The organism is Streptomyces sp. NPDC088157, assembly GCF_044741545.1.
Classification (GTDB): Bacteria; Actinomycetota; Actinomycetes; order Streptomycetales; family Streptomycetaceae; genus Streptomyces.
This window is the reverse complement of sequence record NZ_JBIUSU010000002.1, coordinates 373334-397517: the sequence shown is the minus strand read 5'-3', so window position 1 is coordinate 397517 and position 24184 is coordinate 373334. Positions and strand designations below refer to the sequence as shown.

The window sequence follows — 24184 nt, the reverse complement described above, 5'->3', positions numbered from 1 at the left end:
GTGGAGCACGACCCTGAACGCACCCCTAGGTGAACCGTTTGCCACAATGGACGAACGCTTGTGCGTGCATTCACAAACCGACTGTTCGTCGCCGTATCTCCCCCCGAAGGTGACCCGTGGACCTGAAGACAGCCTCCGCCCTCCGCCGCCTGCGCCTGGTCTCCGCGCCCGAGGCCGTTTCCTTCCTTCTGCTGCTGGTCTGCTCGGTGCTGAAGCGGACCACGGACTTCGACGCGGTCCGCCCGATGGGCATGGTCCACGGCATGCTGTTCATCCTGTACGTGCTCTTCTGGGCCGACGCCTGGAACCGCACGAAGTGGTCCCTGAGGACCGCGGCCCTCTACTTCGTCCTGTCGGTCCTGCCGACCGGCGGTTTCTTCGCCGAGCGCAAGCTGCGCCGTGAGGCCGAGGACGCGGTCATCGCCTCCCGTGCCCGCCAGGAAGCGGTGGCCAAGGCATGATCGTCGCCTTCTCGGTCACCCCGCTCGGTGTCGGCGAGGACGTCGGCGACTACGTCGCCGACGCCGTCCGGGTGGTCCGCGCGTCCGGCCTCCCGAACCGCACCGACGCCATGTTCACCTCCATCGAGGGTGAGTGGGACGAGGTCATGGACGTCGTCAAGCGCGCGGTGGCCGCCGTCGAGGCGCGGGCACCCCGGGTCTCCCTGGTCCTGAAGGCGGACATCCGCCCCGGCGTGACGGACGGCCTGACCTCGAAGGTGGAGACGGTGGAACGGCATCTGGGGGAGCGGCCGGAATAGAGGGAGCGTCCGCAACCGTCTGTTCCGGACGGTCCGGTGCCGCCGCCGCGCGAGGTGTACGAGACGAGGGCCGCGTGGTGGCGCGAGCAGGAGCCGCGGCTGACGGTGCCGAAGTGGCCCTCGCCGACGACGGAACATCCGTTCGTCTTGTCGCTCGAACGGATGGCATCCGTGAGGGTTTTGGCCGGTGCCGCCTGGTCAATGTCTCCCGAGGCTGATCAAGTTCCGCGCGGTGGCGTGGCAGCGAAGGGGAGTGTGCGGTGGCACGGCGGCGCGGACCGGGGCTGGTCGGCAGGGCGATCACGGCGTTCCTGGTGGTGGCATCGCTGTCGGTGGTCTGCGTGGGGGAAGTGCCCCGGCCGGCCGCGTGCGCACTCGCCCGGGGCGAGCTGACCGTGGACGACCTGCCCGCCGGCTCCTCCGTGTTCGACTGCCTCGCCGTCGGCCGCGTGGTCACCCACGCCGGCGCCGGAGTGGCGGTGCCCGAACCCGGCACGACGGTCAGCGTCGACGCGCTCACGGCCGACGGCTCGGCGCAGGGCTTCACCCTGGCGGTCGCCGCCGACGGCACGGTCTCCTACGTCTACGAGGCGGACCACGCGGGCCATACCGAAGCCGTCGCGAGGGCCCGCGCCGACGCCCCCGCCCCCTGCGCCGACGGCGCCTACTCCACTGAGGACCGCAAGGAGTACGGCACGTACAAGTGGTTCATCGGCGACGGCCCCCTGCCGGGCGGGCTCTCCCGTCACGAAGCCCGGCGGGCCTTCGAGGACGCCGTCGCCACCATCACCACGAGCCGCAACGACTGCGGCTACGACGACACGGTCAGGGCGAACGCCAGGTTCCTGTCGAGCACCGGCAACGAGGCGGGCATCGACGGGGAGGCCCGCTGTACCCACCGGGACGGCCTGAGCGTGTGGGACGCGGGCGACATCGGAAGCGCGGCCGTCGCGACGACCTGCTCATGGAGCCGGCCGGTGCCCGGCGGCGGCCCCGAAGCCCTGCTCGAGGCGGACGTCCGCTTCAACACCTATGACTTCCCGTTCACGAACCGTCCGGCAGGCAGCTGCGCGCACGCGTACGACATCCGCAGCGTCGCCACGCACGAGGCCGGGCACGTCTTCGGCCTCGGCCACTCCGGCGCCGGACACGAGAACCTCACCATGTACGCGAACTCCTTCGCCTGCTCCACGGACGCCCGCACCCTCGGCAAGGGCGACGTCCTCGGCCTGCGCAGCCTCTACTGAGCCCGGCCTCTACTGAGCCGGGCCGCTGCCGAGCACGGCGCCTGCTGAGGACGCCTGCCGCCGAGCACGCCTGCTGAGCGCCTCCGCTGCCGAGCACGGGGCCTGCTGGGCGCCCCGCCACCGAGCACCGCGCCTGCTGAGCGTCCCTGCTGTCGAGCACGTCGCCTGCTGATCCCCGCCGCCGAGAACCCCTGCTGAGCGCTCCTGCTGCCGACCATGCCTGCTGAGCGTCCCTGCCATCGAGGCCTGGGCCTGCTGAGCGCTCCTGCTGCCGAGCACGCCTGCTGAGCGTCTCCGCCTCTGAGCCCGGGGCCTGCTGAGCGCCCCCGCCATCGAGCACCGCGCCTGCTGAGGGCCCCCCGCTGCAGAGCACCGCGCCTACTGCGCGCCTCCCGACACCAGCGCCATCCCCAGTGGCGTCCGCTCGTAGAGCACCTGGTGGCCGTATCGCCGGGACACCAGCAGTCCGGAGTCGCGCAGCACCGTCAGGTGCGCGGAGACCGAGGACGGGGCGAGGCCGAGATTGTGGGCGAGGGCGGAGGTGCTGGCCGGGTCGTCGAGCGCTGCGAGCACGGCGGCGCGGCCCCGGCCCAGCAGCCGGACCAGCGTCTCGGGGGAGTGCGCCGTGGCGTCGGTCCACAGGCCGCCGATCCCCCGCGCCGGGTACACCAGCGTCGGCTGCCAGGGAGGATCGAAACCGCTCACCACGTCCGGCCACGAGAACACGCTCGGCATCAGCACCAGGCCCTGTCCACCCAGGTGGCGCTCGTGCTCGCCGTTCCAGGCGACGGTCAGTGTCCCCGCCCGCCAGCCGCAACGCGGGTTGATCTCCGGCAGCACTCCGCCCAGGCCCACTTCGGCCAGCCGTCGCGAGTGGAAGGCGACGTCCGCCTCCAGCAGGGCGCGCAGCCGGGGCCAGTCCGGCGCGAGCAGGGTGTGCCAGATCTCCTCCAGTACGCCGCTCAGCTCCCGGATCATCCGTTCCGGATCCGCCAGCCAGGCCCGTCCCCGCGGCGAGTCCAGCGCGCCGGGAGTGTCCGCCAGCGAACGGGCGGTGTCCGCGAGGGCGGCCCGCGGATCGGCGGACCGCACCGCTGCGATCTCCTCCTCGAACCCGGCCGCGGGCCCGACCGGCGGCGGGCAGAGCCAGTCGGGGGAGTGGCCCCGGCGCGGCATCAGCAGCCACAGCCCGGTCAGGTCGAGGGCCTCGGCGGCCGTCCGGATCCGGCGCAGCCAGGGCGCGTGGTAGCCCTGCCGGTCGGGCCGCTTGAGGGTGCGCGCGACCTCCTGCGTCTCCCACAGCGGCGACACGGCGAAGCGGCAGCGCAGGAAGTCGTCCTCCCCGAAGTGCAGATGCGACGGCACGACCTCACCCCTCGGACATTCGGCTGTGCCCGAAACTCTAGGGTGCGCGTCCCGGTCCGAGCACGCTGCTGCCATGTCAGAAGTCACGACACCCGCGACCACCGCGGCCTCCACGACACCCGCGACCACCGCGGCCTCCGCGACACCCGCGGCCTCCGCGGCCTCCGCGGCCTCCACGACACCCGCGACCACCGCGGCCCCCACGACCACCGCGGCCTCCGCGGCCTCCGCGGCCTCCGCGACCACCGCGGCCGACGCGGTCAAGACGCCGCGGGGCGGTTACCGCCGCGTCTTCGCCGTCCGCGAGTTCCGGGCCGTCTTCGCCGCCCACCTGCTGTCCATGCTCGGTGTGATCGTCGCCGAGGTCGCGCTGTCCGTGCTCGTCTACGACCTGACCGGCTCGCCGCTGATGAGCGCCCTGGCCTGGGCCCTCGGCTTCCTGCCCTACGTCGTCGGCGGCACCCTGCTGGCCGGGGTCGCCGACCGCTTCCCGGCCCGGCGCGTGCTGGTGGGCTGCGACCTGGTGTGCGCGGTGTGCGTGATGCCGATGACGGCGCCGGGCGCGCCCCTCGCCGTGCTGCTCGCCCTGCGCTGCTGCCTCGCCGTCGTCTCGCCGGTCTTCGCGGGCACCCGGATGGCCACCCTCGCGGACATCCTGGGTGACGGCGACCTGTTCGTCCTCGGCCGCTCCCTGCTGCGCATCACCGCGCAGAGCGCGCTGCTCGCCGGCTTCGGACTCGGCGGGCTGCTGCTCACCGTCGCCTCCCCGCGCCAGGCACTCCTCGTCACCGTCGGCACGTTCCTCGCCTCCGCCGCCCTGCTGCGGCTCGGCACCCGCCGCCGCCCCGCCCGGGCCCGGACCGGCGGCGCGCTGGTCACGGACTCCCTCAAGGGCGCCCGGCAGATCCTCGCCGACCGGCGGGTGCGGGCGTTGCTGTTGCTCTTCTGGGTGCCGCCGACCTTCACGGTCGCCCCGGAGGCGCTCTCCGCGCCCTACGCCGACGACCTCGGCGTCGGCCCCGCCGGCCTGGGCCTGCTGATGTGCGCGCTGCCGGTCGGCGCGATCGCCGGCGAGCTGTACGCGGGAGCCCGTCTGCGCCCGGTCACCCGCGAGCGCGTCGCGCTGCCCCTCGTCTGTGTGACCCTGCTGCCCTATCTCGGCTACGCCCTCCACCCCGGCCTCGGCGTCTCGCTGCTCCTTCTGGTGGTCTCGGGCGCCGGGTCGGCGTACACCCTCGGCCTCGACCAGTGGATCGTCCGGGACGTGCCCGAGGAACTGCGCGGCCGGGCCATGACGCTGCTCACCGCCGGCCTGATGACGTTCCAGGGCGTCGGCATGGCGCTGGCGGGGGTGGCCGCGGAGCTCGTGGGCGTGGCGGGCGCGGTCGCGGGGGCGGGTGTGCTGGGTACCGTCGCTTGCGTGCTCGCGGCCCGGGAGGTCCGGCGGACCGAAAGGCGAGACGGGGCTGACCATGATGTGACCGGCCGGTAAGGTCTGGAGGCGTGCCGAAACCGTCCAGTCTCCCCTTCGACCCCATCGCCCGCGCCGACGAGCTCTGGAAGCAGCGCTGGGGAAACGTGCCGTCCATGGCCGCGATCACCTCGATCATGCGCGCGCACCAGATCCTGCTCGCCGAGGTCGACGCGGTGGTCAAGCCGTACGGCCTGACGTTCGCGCGCTTCGAGGCGCTGGTGCTGCTCACCTTCTCCAAGGAGGGCGAGCTGACCATGTCGAAGATCGGCGAGCGGCTCCAGGTGCACCCCACGTCGGTGACGAACACCGTCGACCGCCTGGTCAGGTCGGGTCTGGTGGCCCGGCGCCCCAACCCCAACGACGGCCGCGGCACCCTCGCCGTCATCACCGACAAGGGCCGTGAGGCCGTCGAGGCGGCCACCCGTGACCTGATGGCGATGGACTTCGGCCTCGGGGCGTACGACGCCGAGGAGTGCGGGGAGATCTTCGCGATGCTCAGGCCGCTGCGGGTGGCCGCGGGCGACTTCGACGAGGAGTGACCCGGGGCAAGATCTCCCGGAACGGGTCGTTACGCTCGACGGCATGAAGAAGAGCGTGCTGACCCGCTACCGCGTCCTGGCCTATGTCACCGGTGTGCTGCTGGTCCTGCTGTGCCTGGGCATGATCGCCAAGTACGGCCTGGACGTCGACGGGGCCGCGGACTTCACCCGCGTCGTCGCCATCGCGCACGGCTGGCTCTACGTCCTCTACCTGGTCTTCGCCTTCGACCTGGGCTCCAAGGCGAAGTGGCCGGTCGGCAAGCAGCTCTGGGTGCTGCTGGCCGGGACCGTTCCGACGGCCGCCTTCTTCGTGGAGCGCAGGATCAACCGCGAGCTGGCGGCCGGGGTCGCGGACGAGGCTCCCGTGGCCGCCAAGGCCTAGAGCGGGCGCTGCCCCCGCTGATCCCACGCCCCGGCGTCGGCCCGACCGCCGTGCACGCACACGCGCGTGCGGCGGTCCGGCGGTCGGTCGCGGACAGTCACCTGGATGTCCTACCGGTTTCGCGTCGACACTTACTTGGACGTCCTAGTAAATTTGACGCATGGACGCTGACGCCATCGAGGAGGGCCGCCGCCGCTGGCAGGCCCGGTACGACGCTTCGCGCAAGCGTGAGGCGGACTTCACCACGCTCTCCGGGGACCCCGTGGAGCCGGCGTACGGGCCCCGGCCCGGTGACGCGTACGACGGCTTCGAGCGGATCGGCTGGCCCGGGGAGTACCCCTTCACGCGCGGCCTGTACCCGACCGGCTACCGGGGACGCGCGTGGACCATCCGGCAGTTCGCGGGGTTCGGCAACGCCGAGCAGACCAACGAGCGCTACAAGATGATCCTGGCCAACGGCGGCGGGGGCCTGTCCGTGGCCTTCGACATGCCCACGTTGATGGGGCGCGACTCCGACGACCGGCGCTCGCTGGGCGAGGTCGGGCACTGCGGGGTCGCCATCGACTCGGCCGCCGACATGGAGGTCCTGTTCAAGGACATCCCGCTGGGTGACGTCACGACCTCCATGACGATCAGCGGGCCGGCCGTCCCCGTCTTCTGCATGTACCTGGTCGCCGCCGAACGGCAGGGCGTCGACCCGGGCGTGCTCAACGGCACGCTCCAGACGGACATCTTCAAGGAGTACATCGCCCAGAAGGAGTGGCTCTTCCAGCCCGAGCCGCACCTGCGCCTCATCGGCGACCTGATGGAGTACTGCGCGGTCGGCATCCCCGCCTACAAGCCGCTGTCCGTCTCCGGCTACCACATCCGCGAGGCCGGTGCGACGGCCGCTCAGGAGCTGGCCTACGCGCTGGCGGACGGTTTCGGGTACGTGGAACTGGGGCTCAGCCGCGGTCTCGACGTGGACGTGTTCGCGCCCGGGCTGTCCTTCTTCTTCGACGCGCACGTCGACTTCTTCGAGGAGATCGCCAAGTTCCGCGCGGCGCGCAGGATCTGGGCGCGATGGATGCGGGACGTCTACGGGGCCGTCTCCGAGAAGGCGCAGTGGCTGCGGTTCCACACCCAGACGGCCGGGGTCTCGCTGACCGCCCAGCAGCCGTACAACAACGTCGTGCGCACGGCGGTGGAGGCCCTCGCGGCGGTGCTCGGCGGGACCAACTCGCTGCACACCAACGCCCTCGACGAGACCCTCGCGCTGCCGAGCGAGCAGGCGGCGGAGATCGCGCTGCGCACGCAGCAGGTGCTGATGGAGGAGACCGGGGTCGCCAACGTCGCCGATCCGCTGGGCGGTTCCTGGTATGTCGAGCAACTGACGGACCGGATCGAGGCCGACGCCGAGAGGATCTTCGAGCGGATCAGGGAGCGGGGGCTGCCGGCCCACCCCGACGGGCGGCACCCGATCGGGCCGATCACCTCGGGAATCCTGCGCGGGATCGAGGACGGCTGGTTCACCGGGGAGATCGCGGAGTCGGCGTTCCGGTACCAGCAGGCCCTGGAGAAGGGGGAGAAGAGGGTCGTCGGCGTCAACGCGCACACCGGCTCGGTGACCGGGGACCTGGAGATCCTGCGGGTCAGCCACGAGGTGGAGCGGGAGCAGGTACAGGTGCTCGCCGCGCGGAAGGCCGCCCGGGACGAGACGGCGGTGCGGGGCGCGCTCGCCGCCATGCTGGGCGCCGCCCGTGACGGCTCCAACATGATCGGGCCGATGCTGGACGCCGTACGGGCCGAGGCGACGCTGGGAGAGATCTGCGACGTGCTGCGCGAGGAGTGGGGGGTGTACACCGAGCCCCCGGGGTTCTAGCCGTGGGCGCCGACGGCGTTCGGCAGAGGCGCAGGCGGATGCGCAGTCAGCGGCGGATGCGCAGTCAGACACGAACGTGTCCGCGTCGGGCCGGGCGGCGACCTTGCGGACCATCGTGTCGACCTTGGCCAGGTAGTCGCTCAGACCGAGGTTCTCGTAGGGCCAGTTCGCGGACGCGCGGCCGGAGGCAGAGGCGCGGGAAGTGGTGAGGGCGGGGGCGAGGCGCCGCCCTCGTTCTCGGATCTCGTTCTCAGACCTCGTCGGCGGGGACGTCCCCGGAGGATCCGGTGGACGCCGTCAGGCCCAGCAGCAGGATCCGCGTGAAGCTCCGCACCCACTCCTCGTCCGCCGGTTCCGCGCTGACCAGGGTGCGGTGGACCACCGCACCGGCCACGACGTCGAAGATGAGGTCGACCGTACGGGCGGCCTCGGCCGGGTCGGTCTGCGGGGGGAGTTCGCCGCGCTCCTGGGCGCGGGCCCGGCCCTCGAGGACCAGGTCCTTCTGCGGTTCGACGATGGAGGCCCGGATGCGTTCGCGCAGGGCGTCGTCGCGGGTGGACTCGGCGACCGCCGCCATCAGGCCGCTCTTGGCCTCCGGCCGGGCCAGGATCGCGGCGAACTGAAGGACGACACCCTCGATGTCGGCGGCGAGGCTGCCGCGGTCGGGGAGTTCGAGTTCGCCGAAGAGTTCCGCGACCGCGTCGACCACCAGTTCGTTCTTGCCGGCCCAGCGGCGGTAGAGGGTCGTCTTGGCGACCCCGGCGCGCGTCGCCACGTCCCCCAGCGTCAGCTTCGACCAGCCCAGCTCGACCAGCGCCTCCCGGGTCGCGGCCAGGATCGCGGTGTCCGCGGCGGCGCTGCGCGGACGGCCGGGACGGCAGGCGGGGGTGCGGATCTGCATTCCCAGACCATAACCGGCGGTTTGTCATGGGCTTCCGTGAGGGAGATCACCGAGGGGTGGTGGTGCGGAGGCACTCCGTGCCATTACGCTACGACTCGTAGCGAAAGCTCGCGTCGGACGTGCGCGGGCCGGTCGGCCCGGCGGGGTGCGGGGTGGGGACCCAGGCGCTCGTGTTCGGGATGTTCGGGACGTATTCGGAACGCTTTTCACGCAGGCGCGCGGACGGGGGAGGATAGACGCATGCAGCCACGGAACATGTCCATGAGCGGAGTCGTCGACCTCGCCGCGGTGAAGGCGGCCCAGGAGGCCAAGGCGAAGGCGGAGCAGACGCGCGCCGAAACGGCTCGGCAAGGCGGCGCGGGGGCCGTCTCCCCGGCCGATCTCGTCATCGACGTCGATGAGGCGGGCTTCGAGCGGGAGGTCCTCCAGCGGTCGGCCGAGGTGCCCGTCGTCATCGACTTCTGGGCCGAGTGGTGCCAGCCCTGCAAGCAGCTGAGCCCCGTCCTCGAGCGGCTCGCCGTCGAGTACGACGGCCGCTTCCTGCTCGCCAAGGTCGACGTCGACGCCAACCAGATGCTGATGCAGCAGTTCGGGGTGCAGGGCATCCCGGCCGTCTTCGCGGTCGTCGCGGGGCAGGCGCTGCCGCTCTTCCAGGGAGCCGCCGGCGAGGCGCAGATCCGGCAGACCCTCGACCAGTTGGTGCAGGTCGCCGAGCAGCGGTTCGGGCTCACCGGCCTGACCGTCGACGCCGAGGCCGAGCCGGGCGCGGTGGAGGAGGCTCCGGCCGATCCCGTCGGGCCGTACGACCTGCTGCTCGAAGCGGCCGTGCGGGCGCTGGACGCCGGTGACTTCGGCGGCGCGGTGCAGGCGTACAAGAACGTGCTCGCCGACGACCCGGGCAACAGCGAAGCCCAACTCGGCCTTGCCCAGGCCGAGTTGCTCCAACGGGTGGGTGGCATGGACCCGCAGCAGGTGCGCAGGGACGCGGCCGACAGGCCCAAGGACGTCGCGGCGCAGATCGCCGCGGCCGACCTGGATCTGGTGGGCGGTCATGTCGAGGACGCCTTCGGACGGCTCATCGACACCGTGCGGAACACGGCCGGTGACGACCGGGACGCCGCGCGGCTGCGACTGCTCGAACTGTTCGAGGTCGTAGGGCCGGACGAGCCCCGGGTGGCGGCGGCCCGCCGGGCGCTGGCGCGCGCCCTGTTCTGAGCGGGCGGGCGCCGGTTCTGACCAGTCACTAAACGTCGGAGCTCGTGGTGCCCGAGTGAAAATTCTGCTGATGTGGTTCCCATGCGGCCGCGCTTTACCAAATCTTGGTAATCGCGGCCGCTGTTACTGCCAGTAAGAGTTGGGCGCTGGTCTGTCGGTTTCTGTCCAGCGATCAACAGCTTTGTCCCGGGCGTCGATGACACCCTGTGTGGCCGGTCGAGACCTATGGGTCGTTGTTCGGTTATCCGGCCGTTACTAGCGAGTAACGAACCCCCTTGTGCGGGCGGCGAGAATGCACCACGATCGGCCACGCTCGGTCCAATCCCGTACCCCGACAGCCGGTTGGGTCAACGGGTTTTCCTGGGTCCCCACCGAGTAGAGCCGCCGGCAGTGGAGTCGGCTCTTGGGCAGGGGGGTCTTCGCTGCGTCGAAGCCTGTCCAGCAAGGTTGTGCGTGATGCGTGTCAGGCGCGACCAGTGGTTGTCGCTCGGGGGTGATCGCCGGTGATCGGTGCGCGGTTCGCGCCTCCGGAACAGGCGCTCCCCTTCCCGAGGACGTAGCACTTCTCCCATCCCTGCCCGGCTGAGCCGCCGTACGAGGGGGCGAGTCAGGGTCAGGAGATGTACGTCCGAGAAGGAGGAAATATGGAGTCCCAGGTGCGTGGCGGGACCAGATGGAAGCGCTTCGCTGTGGTCATGGTGCCCAGCGTCGCAGCGACGGCATGTATAGGTGTCGCCCTCGCGCAGGGTGCACTGGCCGCGTCGTTCAGCGTGTCCGGTCAGTCGTTCAAGGTGACCGCCGACAAGCTCGAAGGCACGGGCTTCTCGCAGTACGGCGCGATCGACTCGGGTTACACCCTCGACGGCAAGAAGACGGCTCACGCCGTCGCCGTCTCGGCGTTCAAGAGCGCCTCGATCACGAACATGTGCCAGTCCGTGGTCACCCCGAACATCCCGCTGCTCGGTTCCGTCAGCCTTCAGCTGAAGGCGGGTGGCAACGGTACGCCGGTGGAGGCCGAAAACCTCTACATCGACGTCGAGGACCTGAGCGCGGACGCCGTGTTCAAGAACATCGACATCGGCGTCGCGGCCAAGGACGCCAGCAAGGGTCCGGGCGTCAAGAGCGGTGACGCGGCGAACCCGTACGGGTTCGCCCAGCAGGCGGACTCCGCCACGCTGACCGACGTGAAGCAGACGGCGTGGGCCACCACTGCCGGAACCTTCAAGCTCAGCGGCCTGAAGATGTCGCTGTCGACGGGTGTCAAGGAGTGCTACTAAGCACTCTCTGACGGGCGGGGGGGCCGGTGGCGCCCCCGCCCGTCCAGTCTGAAGCCCCTGGCTTCACCAGCAGTTCGACTCACCACCACAGCAACGCCGCACCAGGGAGCTGTTTTCCATGAGCGCCGAGACCCCTGTCGCCCCCGGCCAGTTCACCCGCCGTAGGCAGCAGTTCCGCGCCTGGCGGGGCACCAGGCCGTTCTGGGCGGGCCTGTTCGTCCTTCTCGGCGGATTCCCCATCGCCTACTTCCCCTACGCGCACCTCCAGGTGGGCCACCTGACGCTGGCGATGGCGACCACCGCGGGCGCCGGCTCGCTGATCATCGGCGTGCTGCTGGGCGTGCTGGGCATCAGCTTGTGGTTCCAGAAGCACGTACAGGTCTTCGCAGGCGTCGCGGCGATCCTGCTCGGCCTGGTGTCCATCCCGGTGTCCAATCTCGGCGGCTTCCTCATCGGCTTCCTGCTGTCGCTGATCGGCGGAGCGATGGCCGTGTCCTGGGTGCCGGGCACACCGCCCGCCCAGGCCCAGGCCCCCGAGGCCGGCGCGAGTGCCGGAGACGCCCCCGAGGGCGCGTTCCCCGATAGCCCCGCCGCGGCGGGCGACCTCACCGAGAACCCTTACAGCACGGGCCCGGCCCCCATCGGGAAGCCGTCCTTCACCAAGGACGACGGGGCGGGCGAGCCGCACGATCTGCACGATCTGTCAGGAACGAGCCCGGCCAACGGGGCGAACGGGAGGCACAGTGCCGGCTGACGAGGTTTCCACCGGGAGCGATGTGGACGCTGCCCGCGTGAGAACCACCGGGCCGCGGCACGCGGCACCAAAGAAGCCGCTCTTCACCAGGTTCCACATGCCGGCCGGCAAGGCGATAGCCCTGGCGGCCATGCCGACGGCCGTCCTGATGGGCATGGGCTTCACGCCGACCCTCGCCAACGCCGAGGACCAGCCCGCGTCCAAGAGCCTCACCATCGACGAGTACAAGGACTGCGTGGCGGCCCTCGAGGGCGCGGACGCCTCCGCGTCGGCCTCGCCGTCGCCGTCCGCCTCGGCGAGCGCGAGCGAGTCCGCCGACGACTCCAAGGACGACTCGAAGGACGACTCCTCGGACAGCTCCAAGGACGACTCGAAGGACACCTCGAGCGGCTCGGGCGACAAGGGTGACTCCGGTTCGTCGGATTCAGGTTCCGACGACGCGGCCGAGCCCGCTCCCGCCGCGTCCCCGTCGGCCGCCGCGCCCGAGAAGTCGACGACGTCCGGCGACACCGCGACGGCGAGCCCGTCGGCCTCCGAGACGAACAAGAACGTCCTGGAGACCATCGGCGACGCCATCACCGACCTCTTCGACGGCAAGGACTCCGAGGCGACGGCCACTTCGAGCCCGTCGCCGTCGGCCTCGGCCTCGGCCGGCGACTCGTCGTCGGACTCCGGCTCGGGCTCCTCGGACACCTCCGACTCCGGTTCCTCGGGTTCGTCGGGCAAGGACGCGTCCGGCACGTCCAAGGACAAGACCGACGCCGTGACCGACAAGGCGAAGGACACGGCCAAGGACGCCGCCGACACGGCCGAGGAGACGGCGAAGGACACCGAGGATGCCGCCGCCGACGCCACGGCCTCGCCGAGCCCCTCGGAGAGCGCCGGCACGGACGCCGACGACTGCCCCGTCGCCACGGACGACGAGGGCGGCATCGACAACAAGATCAGGCTGCCCGACGACCCCTGGTACCTGAACGCCAGTTCGCTGCTCCTCAAGGGCGCCGACTACCAGGGCGTCGTCAAGGTGAAGACCGCCAACGGCACGGTCAAGGAGGTGCTGAAGTACGTCATCTCCGACGGCACCGACATCGGCGACCTGCACCAGACCGTGGACGACAAGCAGAGCGGCAAGACCTACCACGTGCAGGCGGGCAAGGGCACCACGTCCACCATCCGTGACGGCGACACGATCATGTACACGGAGAGCATCTCCGGCAACCTGTTCGGCCTGATCCCCATCACTTTCAGCCCGAAGAGCCCGCCGCCGCTGAACATCCCGCTGATCTACTTCACCAACGTGAAGGTCCAGCAGGCCGGCCAGTTCGGCGGCACGCTCTCCATCCCCGGTCTGCACCAGTACACGTCCGGCTGAGCGCCCCAGGGCCGACAGAAGCCGCCGGTCGCCCCACAAGCCCTTCCGGGAGCCGCACAACGCTTGAGGGCGCCCCCTGCCGCAGGGGGCGCCCTCAGCGCCGTACAGGCCCCTTCACGGGACCCTCGGCTCAGTCGCGGGAGCCGCCACCGAGGTGGTGGACGCGGAGCATGTTGGTGGTGCCGGGCACGCCGGGGGGCGAGCCGGCGGTGATGATGACGATCTCGCCCGGGTTGAACCGGTTGATCTTGGCGATCTCCTGGTCGACCATGTCGACCATCTCGTCGGTGCTGTTCACGAACGGCACGATGTGCGACTCGACGCCCCAGCTGAGCGCCAGTTGGTTGCGGGTGCCCTCGTCGGTGGTGAAGGCGATGATCGGCTGGGCCGCGCGGTAGCGGGAGAGCCGACGGGCGGTGTCGCCGGACTGGGTGAAGGCCACCAGGCCCCGGCCACCGAGGAAGTCGGAGATCTCACAGGCGGCACGCGCGATCGAACCGCCCTGAGTGCGCGGCTTCTTGCCCGGCACGAGCGGCTGGAGGCCCTTGCTGAGCAGCTCCTGCTCGGCCGCGGTGACGATCTTCGACATCGTCTTCACGGTCTCGATCGGGTACGCGCCCACGCTCGACTCGGCGGACAGCATGACCGCGTCCGCTCCGTCCAGGATCGCGTTGGCCACGTCGGAGGCCTCGGCGCGGGTCGGACGGGAGTTGGTGATCATCGACTCCATCATCTGGGTCGCCACGATCACCGGCTTGGCGTTGCGCCGGCACAGCTCGATGAGGCGCTTCTGCACCATGGGGACCTTCTCGAGCGGATACTCGACGGCCAGGTCGCCACGGGCCACCATGACGGCGTCGAACGCCGCCACGACGTCCTCCATGTTCTCCACCGCCTGCGGCTTCTCCACCTTGGCGATGACGGGGACCCGGCGGCCCTCCTCGTCCATGACCTTGTGGACGTCGGTGACGTCCTTGGCGTCCCGGACGAAGGACAGCGCGACCAGGTCGGCGCCCATCCGCAGCGCGAACCGCAGGTCCTCGATGTCCTTCTCGCTCAGCGCGGGCACGTTGACGGCCGTGCCGGGCAGGTTGATGCCCTTGTGGTCGGAGATGACGCCGCCCTCGATGACGATCGTCTTCACCCGCGGGCCCTCGACGTCCAGGACCTTCAGCTCGACGTTGCCGTCGTTGATGAGGATCTGGTCGCCCCGCGAGACGTCGCCCGGCAGGCCCTTGTACGTCGTGCCGCAGATCGTCTTGTCACCGGGGACGTCCTCGGTGGTGATGGTGAACTCGTCACCGCGCACCAGCTCGACCGGGCCCTCGGCGAAGGTCTCGAGCCGGATCTTCGGGCCCTGGAGGTCGGCGAGGACACCGATGGCCCGGCCGGTCTCCTTGGCGGCGGCCCGGACCCGGTCGTAACGGCCCTGGTGCTCGGCGTGCGTGCCGTGGCTGAAGTTGAAGCGGGCCACGTTCATGCCGGCCTCGATCAGCGACACGAGCATTTCATGGGAGTCGACCGCGGGGCCGAGAGTACAGACGATTTTCGAACGGCGCATGGGGCGATCCTATCGGTTTGTTTCGCTACGGAATATTCCGTCTGGCGGAAGATACAAATGGGCGGGAGCGTGCTCAGTTGCTTTCCTGCACAGTTGCCTCGCGACGGAGCCGCATATCATTACCGCCTCACCAGTGCGTAGGTCTGTGTCGCGATCTCCAGTTCCTCGTCCGTCGGCACCACGGCGACCGCCACCCGCGCGCCGGCGGGCGAGATCAGCCGCGGCTCGTCACCGCGTACCGCGTTCCGTGCGTCGTCCACCGCCAGGCCCAGGGAGTCCAGGCCCGCGACGGCCGCCTCCCGCACCGGCGCCGCGTTCTCCCCGACCCCGGCGGTGAACGCGACCGCGTCCACGTGGCCGAGCACGGCGTAATAGGCGCCGATGTACTTCTTCAACCGGTGAATGTAGATGTCGAAGGCCAGCTTCGCCCGCTCGTCACCCTCGTCGATCCGGCGCCGGATCTCCCGCATGTCGTTGTCACCGCACAGCCCGACGAGCCCGCTCTTCTTGTTGAGAAGAGTGTCGATTTCGTCGATGGACATTCCACCAACACGCGCCAAATGGAAGATGACGGCCGGATCCGTGTCCCCGGAGCGCGTACCCATCACGAGCCCCTCCAAGGGCGTCAGCCCCATCGAGGTGTCCACGCACCGGCCCCTCTCGACGGCCGAGGCGGACGCCCCGTTGCCGAGGTGCAGCACGATGACGTTCACCTCTTCGGGGGCCTTGCCCAGCAGCTTCGCCGTCGCCCGGGAGACGTAGGCGTGCGAGGTCCCGTGGAAGCCGTAGCGCCGCACGCGGTGCGCGTCGGCGGTCTCGACGTCGATCGCGTAGCGGGCCGCCGCCTCCGGCATCGTCGTGTGGAACGCGGTGTCGAAGACGGCGACCTGCGGCAGGTCGGGGCGCAGGGCCGACGCGGTACGGATGCCGGTGAGGTTGGCGGGGTTGTGCAGCGGGGCGACCGGGATCAGCCGCTCGATCTCGGCGAGGACGGCGTCGTCGATCACGGTCGGCTCGGTGAAGTGCTTGCCACCGTGCACGACACGGTGCCCGATGGCGGCGAGCTCGGGGGAGTCGAGACCGAGCCCGTCCTTGGCGAGCTCCTCCGCCACCGTCTTCAGCGCGGCGTCGTGGTCGGCGATCGGCCCGGTCCGCTCACGGCTCTCGCCGCCGGTCGCGAGGGGCGTGTGCTCGAGCCGCGAGGACCGCTCACCGATGCGCTCGACGAGCCCGTTCGCCAGCCGGCTGCTGTCCCGCATGTCGAGCAGCTGGTACTTCACCGACGAGGAGCCGGAGTTGAGGACGAGGACACGGGTCGCGGTCACTGGGCGGTCGCCTTCTCGCTCGGGGTCTGGGCCTGGATCGCCGTGATGGCGACGGTGTTGACGATGTCCTGGACCAGGGCGCCCCGGGACAGGTCGTTGACCGGCTTGCGCAGGCCCTGGAGCACCGGCCCGACCGCGATCGCGCCGGCCGAACGCTGCACGGCCTTGTAGGTGTTGTTGCCGGTGTTGAGGTCCGGGAAGATCAACACGCTTGCCTGTCCGGCGACTTCGGAGCCCGGCAGCTTGGTCGCGGCGACGGTCGGCTCCACGGCGGCGTCGTACTGGATCGGCCCCTCGATCCTCAGGTCGGGGCGCCGCTCGCGGACGAGCTTCGTCGCCTCCCGCACCTTGTCGACGTCGGCGCCCGAGCCGGACGTACCGGTGGAGTACGACAGCATCGCGATCCGCGGCTCCACCCCGAACTGGGCGGCGGTCGCCGCCGCCTGGATGGCGATGTCGGCGAGTTGCTCGGCGTCCGGGTCGGGGTTCACGGCGCAGTCGCCGTAGACGAGGACCTTGTCGGCGAGGCACATGAAGAACACGGACGAGACGATGTCGGCGTCCGGCTTCGTCTTGATGATCTCGAAGGCGGGCCGGATGGTGGCGGCCGTGGAGTGCACCGAGCCGGAGACCATGCCGTCGGCGAGCCCCTCCTGGACCATCAGCGTCCCGAAGTAGTTCACGTCCGAGACGACGTCGTAGGCCAGCTCCACCGTGACGCCCTTGTGGGCGCGGAAGCGGGCGTACTTCTCGGCGAAGGAGTCGCGCAGCTCCGAGGTGGCCGGGTCGATCAGCGAGCAGTCGCCGAGATCTATGCCCAGGTCGGCGGCCTTCTTGCGGATCTGGTCGACGGGCCCGAGCAGCGTGAGGTCGCAGACACCCCGGCGCAGCAGCACCTCGGCCGCGTGCAGCACCCGCTCCTCGGTGCCCTCCGGAAGGACGACCCGCCGCTTGTCGGAGCGGGCCTGTTCCAGGAGCTTGTGCTCGAACATCATCGGCGTGACCCGGTCGGTGCTCGGCGCGGAGACGCGCCCGAGCAGCTCGCTCGTGTCCACGTGCCGCTCGAAGAGACCCAGGGCGGTCTCGGCCTTGCGCGGGGTGGCCGCGTTCAGCTTGCCCTCGAGGGAGAACAGCTGCTCGGCGGTGAGGAAGCTCTTGCCGGGCACCGAGACCACGGGGGTGCCGGGGGCGAGGCGCGCGGCGAGGGTGAGGATCGCGTCGCTCGGCACCTCGTCGAGGGTGAGCAGCAGGCCGGCTATCGGCGGGGTGCCGGCGCTGTGCGCGGCGAGCGAGCCGATGACCAGGTCGGCCCGGTCGCCCGGGGTGACGACCAGACAGCCCGGGGTCAGCGCGTTGAGGAAGTTCGGCAGCATCGCCCCGCCGAAGACGAAGTCGAGCGCGTCCCGGGCGAGACCGGAGTCGTCGCCGAGAAGCACCTTCGCGCCCAGCGCGTGGCTGATCTGCGCGACGGTCGGCGCGGAGAGGGCGGGCTCGTCGGGCAGGACGTAACAGGGCACGGGCAGCCGGGTCGCGAGCCGGGCGGCGATCTCCTCCCGGTCGTCCGGGGCCACCCGGTTGGTCACCATGGCGAGGACGTCGCAGCCGAGGACCTCGTACGCCCGGTAGGCGTTGCGGGTCTCCGCGAACACGGACTCCACCGTCTGCCCGCGGCCGCCGACGACGGGGATCACGGACGCGCCGAACTCGTTCGCGAGGCGCGCGTTGAGGGCGAGTTCGTCCGGGAACTGGGTGTCGGCGTAGTCCGTGCCCAGCACGAGGACGACGTCGTAGGCGCGGGCGACGCGGTGGAACCGCTCGACGAGGGTGGAGACCAGTTCGTCCGTCCCCTGCTCCGCCTGGAGGGCGGACGCCTCGTGGTAGTCCATGCCGTAGACGGTGGCCGGATCCTGCGCCAGCCGGTAGCGCGCGCGCAGCAGCTCGAAGAGGCGGTCGGGCCCGTCGTGGACGAGGGGGCGGAAGACGCCCACCCGGTCGACCTGCCGGGTCAGGAGCTCCATGACTCCCAGCTCGACGACCTGACGGCCGTCGCCGCGGTCGATTCCGGTCACGTACACGCTGCGGGTCACGCGAGCTCTCCGTTTCCTGACGAGGACACAAAAATCGCCCACCTAGGTGAGCAGATCCCTCTTGACAATACCTCCGGGCGTAGTTAAGGCGCCCGTCAAGAGACAGCGCGATCGGCGGCGTGAAACAATCGAATCTGGCTCACCGGTACCAACAGCGAGCAGGAGACACAGCACGATGCGCATCGGAGTTCTCACCGCAGGTGGCGACTGCCCCGGCCTGAACGCAGTGATCCGGTCGGTCGTGCACCGCGCCGTCGACAACTACGGAGACGAGGTCATCGGCTTCGAGGACGGGTACGCCGGGCTGCTGGACGGCCGTTACCGGGGCCTCGACCTCAACGCCGTGAGCGGCATCCTGGCCCGCGGCGGCACCATTCTCGGCTCGTCCCGCCTGGAGCGCGACCGGCTGCGCGAGGCCTGCGAGAGCGCCTCCGACATGATCCACGACTTCGGCATCGACGCGCTCATCCCGATCGGCGGCGAGGGCACGCTGACGGCGGCGCGGATGCTGTCGGACGCCGGTCTGCCGGTGGTGGGCGTCCCGAAGACGATCGACAACGACATCTCGTCGACGGACCGCACGTTCGGCTTCGACACGGCGGTCGGCGTCGCGACGGAGGCGATGGACCGCCTGAAGACGACGGCGGAGTCCCACCAGCGGGTGATGGTGGTCGAGGTCATGGGCCGCCACGCCGGCTGGATCGCGCTGGAGTCCGGGATGGCGGCGGGCGCGCACGGCATCTGTCTGCCGGAGCAGCCCTTCGACCCCGCCGACCTGGTGAAGATGGTCGAGGAGCGGTTCGCGCGCGGCAAGAAGTTCGCGGTGATCTGCGTCGCGGAGGGCGCGCACCCGGCCGACGGCACCATGGACTACAGCAAGGGCGCGATCGACCAGTTCGGTCACGAACGCTTCCAGGGCATCGGCACGGCGCTGGCCTACGAGCTGGAGAAGCGGCTCGGCAAGGAGGCCCGACCGGTGATTCTCGGCCACGTCCAGCGTGGTGGTGTCCCGACGGCGTACGACCGTGTCCTCGCGACCCGCTTCGGCTGGCACGCGGTGGAGGCGGCGCACCGCGGCCAGTTCGGGCGGATGACCGCGCTGCGCGGGACGGACGTGGTGATGGTGCCGCTGGCGGAGGCCGTGACCGAGCTGAAGACGGTGCCCGCGGACCGGATCGAGGAAGCGGAGTCGGTCTTCTAGGCGGTTCCCCCGCTCCCGCCCGAAGCGGGCCCCTGAGCGGTCCGGGTCTCCATGCTCGTCCAGAAGGTGTCGACGATCCGGTCGAGGAAGTCCCGGCCCGCGTCGCTCGCCTCGCCGGCGGCGCTGCCGTGGCCCCAGCTCAGCGTGGCGACCATCTGGCCCTGGTAGTCCTGGTGCAGCTCCTGGAGGGTGTCCTCCAGGAGGCGCCGGTCCAGGGGCACGATCCTGCCCACGGGCCCGACGTAGGCCTGCCAGCGCGTGCGCGCCGCGCTGCGCAGCAGGTCGGCGAGCCTGCCCTCGTGGCCGGTGACGGTGACCAGGTCGGGCAGCGAGAGCCCGAGCAGCTCGGCGAGGGCGGCGGACTGCCGGTCCGTGCCGCGCCACTGCCCGCTCTCCTCCATCCGCATGTATGCCTGGAACTCGTGCCCCACGGTCCGGGCGACGTCCTCGGGGGCGAAGCCCCGGGCGACGCGGTGTTCGCGCAGGGTGCGGGGTCTGCCGATCAGCTCACCCGGCGAACACCACAACACGCCCGCCAGGGCGGTGAGTTCGGAATGCGTCGGGGTGAGTGTCCCCCGTTCCCAGGCCAGGACCAGGTCGGGGGTGGCGTGCGGGAGCGCGTAGGAGCCGCGAAGGCCGTGGGCGACGTGGTCCGGGGTCATGCCGAGGCCGGCGCGGAACCTGCGGGCGGCCGGAGCGTTGAAGGGGGGACCTGGCTGACGGGTGTGGGTCGAGGGTCTGGGCACGGGGACAAAATAGGGGGCCGGGGGGACGGTGACTACAGGGTGTTCGGACATAGTCACCGGTTGTGGGAACCTACGGTGGCGCTCACTTCCCCCGGGCCGTCCGCACCCACCGGTACACCAGCTCCGGCCTCCCCACCTGCCCGTACAACGGCTTCCGCTCGGCTCTTCCCGCCTCCACCAGATGCTCCAGATACCGCCGGGCCGTGATGCGTGAGATGCCCACCGCCTCGGCGACCCCCGCCGCGGTCAGGCCCTCCGCCGCCTCCCGTACGACCTCCGTCACCCGTTCCAGCGTCGGCGCGCTCAGCCCCTTGGGCAGTGCGGCGGGCCCCGGCGCGCGCAGTGTCGCCAGCGCCCGGTCGACCTCGTCCTGACCGCTCGCCTCGCCCGCGGCCCCCCGGAACTCGGCGTACCGCACCAGCCGGTCCCGGAGGGTCGCGAAGGTGAAGGGTTTCAGTACGTACTGCACGACCCCGAGCGAGACGCCCTCCCGCACCACCGTCAGGTCCCGCGCGGAGGTCACCGCTATCACGTCCGCGTGATACCCCGCCGCCCGCAGTGAGCGGGCCAGCTGCAGCCCGTGCGCGTCGGGCAGGTGCAGGTCGAGGAGCAGCAGATCCACCGGCGTACGGTCGAGGAGGCGCCGGGCCTCCGCGCCGGTGTGCGCCTTGCCCACCGCGATGAACCCGGGCACCCGTCCCACGTACATCACATGGGCGTCCGCGGCGACCGGATCGTCCTCCACCACCAGCACTCTGATCGGCTCGTCGCTCGTCATCCCCTGCCTCCAGACCCCGACGCCGACGCGGCCGTACCCGACCCGGTCGTACCCGAGGACCGGGCGGCACCGGAACCGGCCGCACCGGGCCCGCCGGTGCCGGACGCGGCCGTCGCCGGAAGCGGCAGGCGCACCAGGAACTCGGCGCCGCCGCCCACGGCCTCCGCCACCGACAGCGTGCCCTCGTGCCGTTGTACCGCCTGCCGGACCAGGGCCAGGCCGAGGCCCCGCCCGCCCGGCCCCGCCGGCTTCGTCGAGAACCCGCGTTCGAAGACCAGGGAGGCGTGCGCGGGATCGACCCCCGCTCCCGTGTCCGCCACCCGCAGCAGCAGCTCGGCGCCCTCCGTCGCGGCGGTCACCGTCACCTGCGCCCGGGTGCTCCCCTGGGCCGCGTCCACCGCGTTGTCGATCAGGTTGCCCAGGATCGTCACCAGATCCCTGGCCGGAAGCGACTCCGGCAGCAGGCCGTCGTCCAGGGTGCTCTCCTGCGACACCACCAGTTCCACGCCCCGCTCGTTCGCCTGGGCGGTCTTGCCCAGCAGCAGGGCCGCCAGGACCGGTTCGCTGACCGCCGCGACCACCTGGTCCGTCAGCGCCTGGGCCAGTTCCAGCTCCGCCGTCGCGAAGTCCACCGCCTCCTCCGCCCGGCCCAGCTCGATCAGCGACACCACGGTGTGCAGGCGGTTCGCCGCCTCGTGGGCCTGTGAGCGCAACGCCTGCGTGAAGCCGCGTTCGGAGTCCAGCTCGCCCATCACGGACTGGAGTTCGGTCACATCGCGCAGGGTGACCACGGCGCCCCTGCGCTCGCCGCCCGACACCGGGGACGTGTTCACCACGAGCACCCGGTCCGCCGTGAGGTGCACCTCGTCCACCCGGGGCTCCGAGGAGAGCAGCGCGCCCGTCAGCGGGGCCGGCAGGCCGAGGTCCGCCACCGACATGCCCACCACCTCCCCCGAGACGCCCAGCAGCTCCCGGCCTCCGTCGTTGATGAGCGCCACCCTGTACTGCCCGTCCAGCATCAGCAACCCCTCCCGCACCGCGTGCAACGCGGCCTGGTGGTAGTCGTGCATCCGGCTGAGCTCGGTCGCGTTCATGCCGTGGGTGTGGCGGCGCAGCGACGCGTTGATCACGTACGTGCCGATCGCGCCGAGGGCGAGTGCGCCGACCGCCACCGCGAACAGGGCCGTCACCTGGTCCTGCACCCGCTTGCTGATCGACTCGACCTTGATGCCCGCGCTGACCAGGCCGATGATCCGGTCGCCGTCCTCTATCGGGGTGACCGCGCGGACCGACGCGCCGAGCGTGCCGGTGTAGGTCTCGGTGAAGGACTCGCCCTTCAGGGCCTTCGCCGTGTTGCCGCGGAAGCGCTGGCCGATCTGGGTCTCGTCCGGGTGGGTCCAGCGGATGCCCTCCGGGTTCATGATCGTGACGAAGTCGACCTCGGTGTCCTTCATGACCCGCAGGGCGTACGGCTGGAGCCGGGCGGTGGGGTTCGCGGTGTGGATCGCCGCCTGCACGGAGGGGGAGTCGGCGACCGAGCGGGCCACGGCCGTGGCCTGGCGGCCCGCCGCCTCCTCGGCCTGGTTGCGGTCGCTGACGTACGTGAACAGCGCGTATCCCGCGACGACGACCGCTATCAGCACGGCCTGCATGGCGAACAGCTGGCCGGCCAGGCTGCGGGGTCTGGGCAGGGCGGGGATGCGCATGTCGCCAGTGTGCCCCCGAGGTTAAGTGTGAACTAAATGAACGGAAGGGTGACCGCCCTCACAGGGCGGGAGATAGTCACGGCATCCCCCACAACTCCCCGGACGTGAGCCGCACGCCGGTGATGCCGACGAAGACGTCAAGGAGGGCAGCCGTGGCCGCCAGCAGCACCCCCGATACGGCACCTGCCGCACCCGCAGTCAAGCGGGACCGCACCCACTACCTGTACATCGCGGTGATCGTCGCGGTCGCCATCGGCATCGCCGTGGGTCTCGCCGCCCCCGACTTCGCCGTCGAGCTGAAGCCCATCGGAACCGGCTTCGTCAACCTGATCAAGATGATGATCTCGCCGATCATCTTCTGCACGATCGTCCTGGGCATCGGCTCCGTACGGAAGGCCGCCAAGGTCGGCGCCGTCGGCGGTATCGCCCTCGGCTACTTCATGGTCATGTCGCTGGTCGCCCTCGGCATCGGCCTCGTGGTCGGCAACATCCTGGAGCCGGGCACGGGCCTCGCCATCACGGACGCCGTGAAGGAGACCGGGCAGGCGCAGGTCTCGCCGGAGGCCAAGGACACCACCGAGTTCCTGCTCGGCATCATCCCCACCACGATCGTCTCCGCGTTCACCGAGGGCGAGGTCCTGCAGACCCTGCTCATCGCCCTGCTCTGCGGCTTCGCCCTGCAGGCCATGGGCTCGGCCGGCCAGCCGATCCTGCGCGGCGTCGAGCACATCCAGCGCCTGGTCTTCCGCGTCCTCGCGATGGTGATGTGGGCCGCCCCGATCGGCGCCTTCGGCGCCATGGCCGCGGTCGTCGGCTCGTCGGGCGTGGACGCGCTCAAGAGCCTCGCCGTGCTGATGCTCGGCTTCTACGTCACCTGTTTCCTCTTCGTCTTCATCGTCCTCGGCGCTCTGCTGAAGGTCGTCTCGGGCCTGAACATCCTCTCCCTGTTCAAGTACCTGGCCCGTGAGTTCCTGCTGATCCTGTCCACCTCCTCCTCGGAGTCCGCGCTGCCGCGGCTCATCGCGAAGATGGAGCACCTGGGAGTCAGCAAGCCCGTCGTCGGCATCACCGTCCCGACCGGCTACTCCTTCAACCTCGACGGCACCATGATCTACATGACCATGGCGTCCCTGTTCATCGCCGACGCCATGGGCACGCCGATGTCGCTCGGCGAGCAGATCCCGCTGCTGCTCTTCCTGTTCGTCGCCTCCAAGGGCGCGGCCGGTGTCACCGGCGCCGGTATGGCGACCCTGGCCGGCGGTCTCCAGTCGCACAAGCCCGCCCTGGTGGACGGCATCGGCCTCATCGTCGGCATCGACCGCTTCATGAGCGAGGCCCGCGCCCTGACCAACTTCGCGGGCAACGCCGTCGCCACCGTCCTCGTCGGCACCTGGACGAAGGAGATCGACAAGGAGCGGGTCCAGCTGGTGCTCGCCGGCGGGCTGCCCTTCGACGAGAAGACCCTGCTGGACGACGCCGCCGCCGACGCCGCCGCCCCGGTGGACGTGCCCGAGCAGCGCGAGGGCGGCGAGAAGGAACTCGCCAAGGCCTAGGCCTCCCGACTCCGGGTGTCCGGCCCCGCCTGAACCGGGGCCGGACACCCGGGCCCAGCCCCACCGTCTCCGGGCGGCCG

The 24184-nt window shown here is 70.9% G+C and carries 21 protein-coding genes; 13 read left to right on the top strand and 8 right to left on the bottom strand.

What is annotated here, in order from left to right:
• Window positions 1-116: 116 nt before the first annotated feature.
• The 3 genes from ACIPFH_RS08075 (at window position 117) to ACIPFH_RS08065 (ending at window position 2007) form a co-directional block, all read left to right on the top strand.
• The gene (locus ACIPFH_RS08075) at window positions 117-461 is read left to right on the top strand and encodes a DUF3817 domain-containing protein (protein WP_401824275.1); all 345 of its coding nucleotides are present in this window, start codon (window positions 117-119) and stop codon (window positions 459-461) included.
• On the top strand, window positions 458-760 hold the full coding sequence (locus ACIPFH_RS08070) for an MTH1187 family thiamine-binding protein (protein WP_401824274.1): 303 nt from the start codon (window positions 458-460) through the stop codon (window positions 758-760). The genes ACIPFH_RS08075 and ACIPFH_RS08070 overlap by 4 nt, the downstream gene beginning before the upstream one ends.
• A 260-nt stretch (window positions 761-1020) precedes the next feature.
• Window positions 1021-2007: a matrixin family metalloprotease gene (locus ACIPFH_RS08065; protein ID WP_401824272.1), complete on the top strand. Its 987-nt coding sequence runs from the start codon at window positions 1021-1023 to the stop codon at window positions 2005-2007.
• Between the two features lie 378 nt (window positions 2008-2385).
• Here the strand turns inward: ACIPFH_RS08065 and ACIPFH_RS08060 are convergent, their stop codons facing one another.
• Window positions 2386-3372 carry a DUF5937 family protein gene (locus ACIPFH_RS08060; RefSeq protein WP_401824271.1) on the bottom strand — a complete coding sequence of 329 codons (987 nt, stop codon included), beginning with the start codon at window positions 3370-3372 and terminating at the stop codon, window positions 2386-2388.
• A 73-nt stretch (window positions 3373-3445) separates the two neighbouring features.
• Here ACIPFH_RS08060 and ACIPFH_RS08055 point away from each other — a divergent pair, with 73 nt between their 5' ends.
• From ACIPFH_RS08055 to ACIPFH_RS08040, 4 genes are all read left to right on the top strand, one after another.
• Entirely contained in the window at window positions 3446-4864 is a 1419-nt protein-coding gene (locus tag ACIPFH_RS08055; protein WP_401824270.1) for an MFS transporter, read from the top strand.
• Window positions 4865-4875: 11 nt separating this feature from the next.
• Window positions 4876-5385, top strand: coding sequence for a MarR family transcriptional regulator (locus ACIPFH_RS08050; protein ID WP_356258283.1), 510 nt, complete (start codon window positions 4876-4878; stop codon window positions 5383-5385).
• Between the two features lie 43 nt (window positions 5386-5428).
• Entirely contained in the window at window positions 5429-5767 is a 339-nt protein-coding gene (locus ACIPFH_RS08045; RefSeq protein ID WP_401824268.1) for a DUF3817 domain-containing protein, read from the top strand.
• Window positions 5768-5927: 160 nt separating this feature from the next.
• The gene (locus ACIPFH_RS08040; RefSeq protein WP_401824266.1) at window positions 5928-7628 is read left to right on the top strand and encodes a methylmalonyl-CoA mutase; all 1701 of its coding nucleotides are present in this window, start codon (window positions 5928-5930) and stop codon (window positions 7626-7628) included.
• A gap of 250 nt (window positions 7629-7878) precedes the next feature.
• Here ACIPFH_RS08040 and ACIPFH_RS08035 read toward each other — a convergent pair whose 3' ends face one another.
• Window positions 7879-8529 carry a TetR/AcrR family transcriptional regulator gene (locus ACIPFH_RS08035; protein WP_401824264.1) on the bottom strand — a complete coding sequence of 217 codons (651 nt, stop codon included), beginning with the start codon at window positions 8527-8529 and terminating at the stop codon, window positions 7879-7881.
• Between the two features lie 240 nt (window positions 8530-8769).
• Between ACIPFH_RS08035 and ACIPFH_RS08030 the strand changes: the two genes are divergently transcribed.
• The 4 genes from ACIPFH_RS08030 (at window position 8770) to ACIPFH_RS08015 (ending at window position 13147) form a co-directional block, all read left to right on the top strand.
• The gene (locus ACIPFH_RS08030) at window positions 8770-9744 is read left to right on the top strand and encodes a tetratricopeptide repeat protein (RefSeq protein ID WP_401824263.1); all 975 of its coding nucleotides are present in this window, start codon (window positions 8770-8772) and stop codon (window positions 9742-9744) included.
• Window positions 9745-10388: 644 nt separating this feature from the next.
• Complete coding sequence (locus tag ACIPFH_RS08025; protein WP_401824261.1) at window positions 10389-11021, top strand: DUF6230 family protein; 633 nt, start codon at window positions 10389-10391, stop codon at window positions 11019-11021.
• 118 nt (window positions 11022-11139) lie between these two features.
• Window positions 11140-11775 carry a DUF6114 domain-containing protein gene (locus ACIPFH_RS08020; RefSeq protein WP_401824260.1) on the top strand — a complete coding sequence of 212 codons (636 nt, stop codon included), beginning with the start codon at window positions 11140-11142 and terminating at the stop codon, window positions 11773-11775.
• Window positions 11765-13147 carry a hypothetical protein gene (locus tag ACIPFH_RS08015; protein WP_401824258.1) on the top strand — a complete coding sequence of 461 codons (1383 nt, stop codon included), beginning with the start codon at window positions 11765-11767 and terminating at the stop codon, window positions 13145-13147. Before ACIPFH_RS08020 ends, ACIPFH_RS08015 begins: the two co-directional genes overlap by 11 nt.
• Before the next feature lie 130 nt (window positions 13148-13277).
• Here the strand turns inward: ACIPFH_RS08015 and pyk are convergent, their stop codons facing one another.
• From pyk to pta, 3 genes are all read right to left on the bottom strand, one after another.
• On the bottom strand, window positions 13278-14708 hold the full coding sequence (gene pyk, locus ACIPFH_RS08010; protein ID WP_356258262.1) for a pyruvate kinase: 1431 nt from the start codon (window positions 14706-14708) through the stop codon (window positions 13278-13280).
• Between the two features lie 119 nt (window positions 14709-14827).
• On the bottom strand, window positions 14828-16033 hold the full coding sequence (locus ACIPFH_RS08005; protein ID WP_401824256.1) for an acetate kinase: 1206 nt from the start codon (window positions 16031-16033) through the stop codon (window positions 14828-14830).
• Window positions 16030-18120 (bottom strand): phosphate acetyltransferase, encoded by a 2091-nt coding sequence (gene pta / locus ACIPFH_RS08000; RefSeq protein ID WP_401824255.1) that lies wholly within the window; start codon window positions 18118-18120, stop codon window positions 16030-16032. Before pta ends, ACIPFH_RS08005 begins: the two co-directional genes overlap by 4 nt.
• 175 nt (window positions 18121-18295) lie before the next feature.
• On the opposite strand from pta, the gene ACIPFH_RS07995 reads away from it, so the two are divergent.
• Window positions 18296-19321, top strand: a complete 1026-nt coding sequence (locus ACIPFH_RS07995) for an ATP-dependent 6-phosphofructokinase (protein WP_356258254.1) — start codon at window positions 18296-18298, stop codon at window positions 19319-19321.
• On the opposite strand, the gene ACIPFH_RS07990 is transcribed toward ACIPFH_RS07995, so the two are convergent.
• The 3 genes from ACIPFH_RS07990 to ACIPFH_RS07980 are packed head-to-tail and all read right to left on the bottom strand — an operon-like array spanning window position 19318 to window position 22551.
• Window positions 19318-20118: a helix-turn-helix domain-containing protein gene (locus ACIPFH_RS07990; RefSeq protein WP_401825097.1), complete on the bottom strand. Its 801-nt coding sequence runs from the start codon at window positions 20116-20118 to the stop codon at window positions 19318-19320. The two genes, ACIPFH_RS07995 and ACIPFH_RS07990, sit on opposite strands and share 4 nt — an antisense overlap.
• Before the next feature lie 31 nt (window positions 20119-20149).
• Window positions 20150-20845, bottom strand: coding sequence for a response regulator (locus tag ACIPFH_RS07985; RefSeq protein ID WP_401824253.1), 696 nt, complete (start codon window positions 20843-20845; stop codon window positions 20150-20152).
• Complete coding sequence (locus ACIPFH_RS07980; RefSeq protein ID WP_401824251.1) at window positions 20842-22551, bottom strand: ATP-binding protein; 1710 nt, start codon at window positions 22549-22551, stop codon at window positions 20842-20844. Before ACIPFH_RS07980 ends, ACIPFH_RS07985 begins: the two co-directional genes overlap by 4 nt.
• Window positions 22552-22673: 122 nt before the next feature.
• Here ACIPFH_RS07980 and ACIPFH_RS07975 point away from each other — a divergent pair, with 122 nt between their 5' ends.
• Complete coding sequence (locus ACIPFH_RS07975) at window positions 22674-24104, top strand: cation:dicarboxylate symporter family transporter (RefSeq protein WP_401825095.1); 1431 nt, start codon at window positions 22674-22676, stop codon at window positions 24102-24104.
• Window positions 24105-24184 lie beyond the last annotated feature (80 nt).

Coding starts and splice junctions, on each gene's coding strand:
- ACIPFH_RS07995 (WP_356258254.1), top strand. CDS start 18,296: ATGCGCATCGGAGTTCTCACCGCAGGTGGCGACTGCCCCGGCCTGAAC.
- ACIPFH_RS08040 (WP_401824266.1), top strand. CDS start 5,928: ATGGACGCTGACGCCATCGAGGAGGGCCGCCGCCGCTGGCAGGCCCGG.
- ACIPFH_RS07980 (WP_401824251.1), bottom strand. CDS start 22,551: ATGCGCATCCCCGCCCTGCCCAGACCCCGCAGCCTGGCCGGCCAGCTG.
- ACIPFH_RS08055 (WP_401824270.1), top strand. CDS start 3,446: ATGTCAGAAGTCACGACACCCGCGACCACCGCGGCCTCCACGACACCC.
- ACIPFH_RS08025 (WP_401824261.1), top strand. CDS start 10,389: ATGGAGTCCCAGGTGCGTGGCGGGACCAGATGGAAGCGCTTCGCTGTG.
- pyk (WP_356258262.1), bottom strand. CDS start 14,708: ATGCGCCGTTCGAAAATCGTCTGTACTCTCGGCCCCGCGGTCGACTCC.
- ACIPFH_RS07990 (WP_401825097.1), bottom strand. CDS start 20,118: ATGTCCGAACACCCTGTAGTCACCGTCCCCCCGGCCCCCTATTTTGTC.
- ACIPFH_RS08070 (WP_401824274.1), top strand. CDS start 458: ATGATCGTCGCCTTCTCGGTCACCCCGCTCGGTGTCGGCGAGGACGTC.
- ACIPFH_RS08020 (WP_401824260.1), top strand. CDS start 11,140: ATGAGCGCCGAGACCCCTGTCGCCCCCGGCCAGTTCACCCGCCGTAGG.
- ACIPFH_RS07975 (WP_401825095.1), top strand. CDS start 22,674: ATGCCGACGAAGACGTCAAGGAGGGCAGCCGTGGCCGCCAGCAGCACC.
- ACIPFH_RS08045 (WP_401824268.1), top strand. CDS start 5,429: ATGAAGAAGAGCGTGCTGACCCGCTACCGCGTCCTGGCCTATGTCACC.
- ACIPFH_RS07985 (WP_401824253.1), bottom strand. CDS start 20,845: ATGACGAGCGACGAGCCGATCAGAGTGCTGGTGGTGGAGGACGATCCG.
- ACIPFH_RS08035 (WP_401824264.1), bottom strand. CDS start 8,529: ATGCAGATCCGCACCCCCGCCTGCCGTCCCGGCCGTCCGCGCAGCGCC.
- ACIPFH_RS08030 (WP_401824263.1), top strand. CDS start 8,770: ATGCAGCCACGGAACATGTCCATGAGCGGAGTCGTCGACCTCGCCGCG.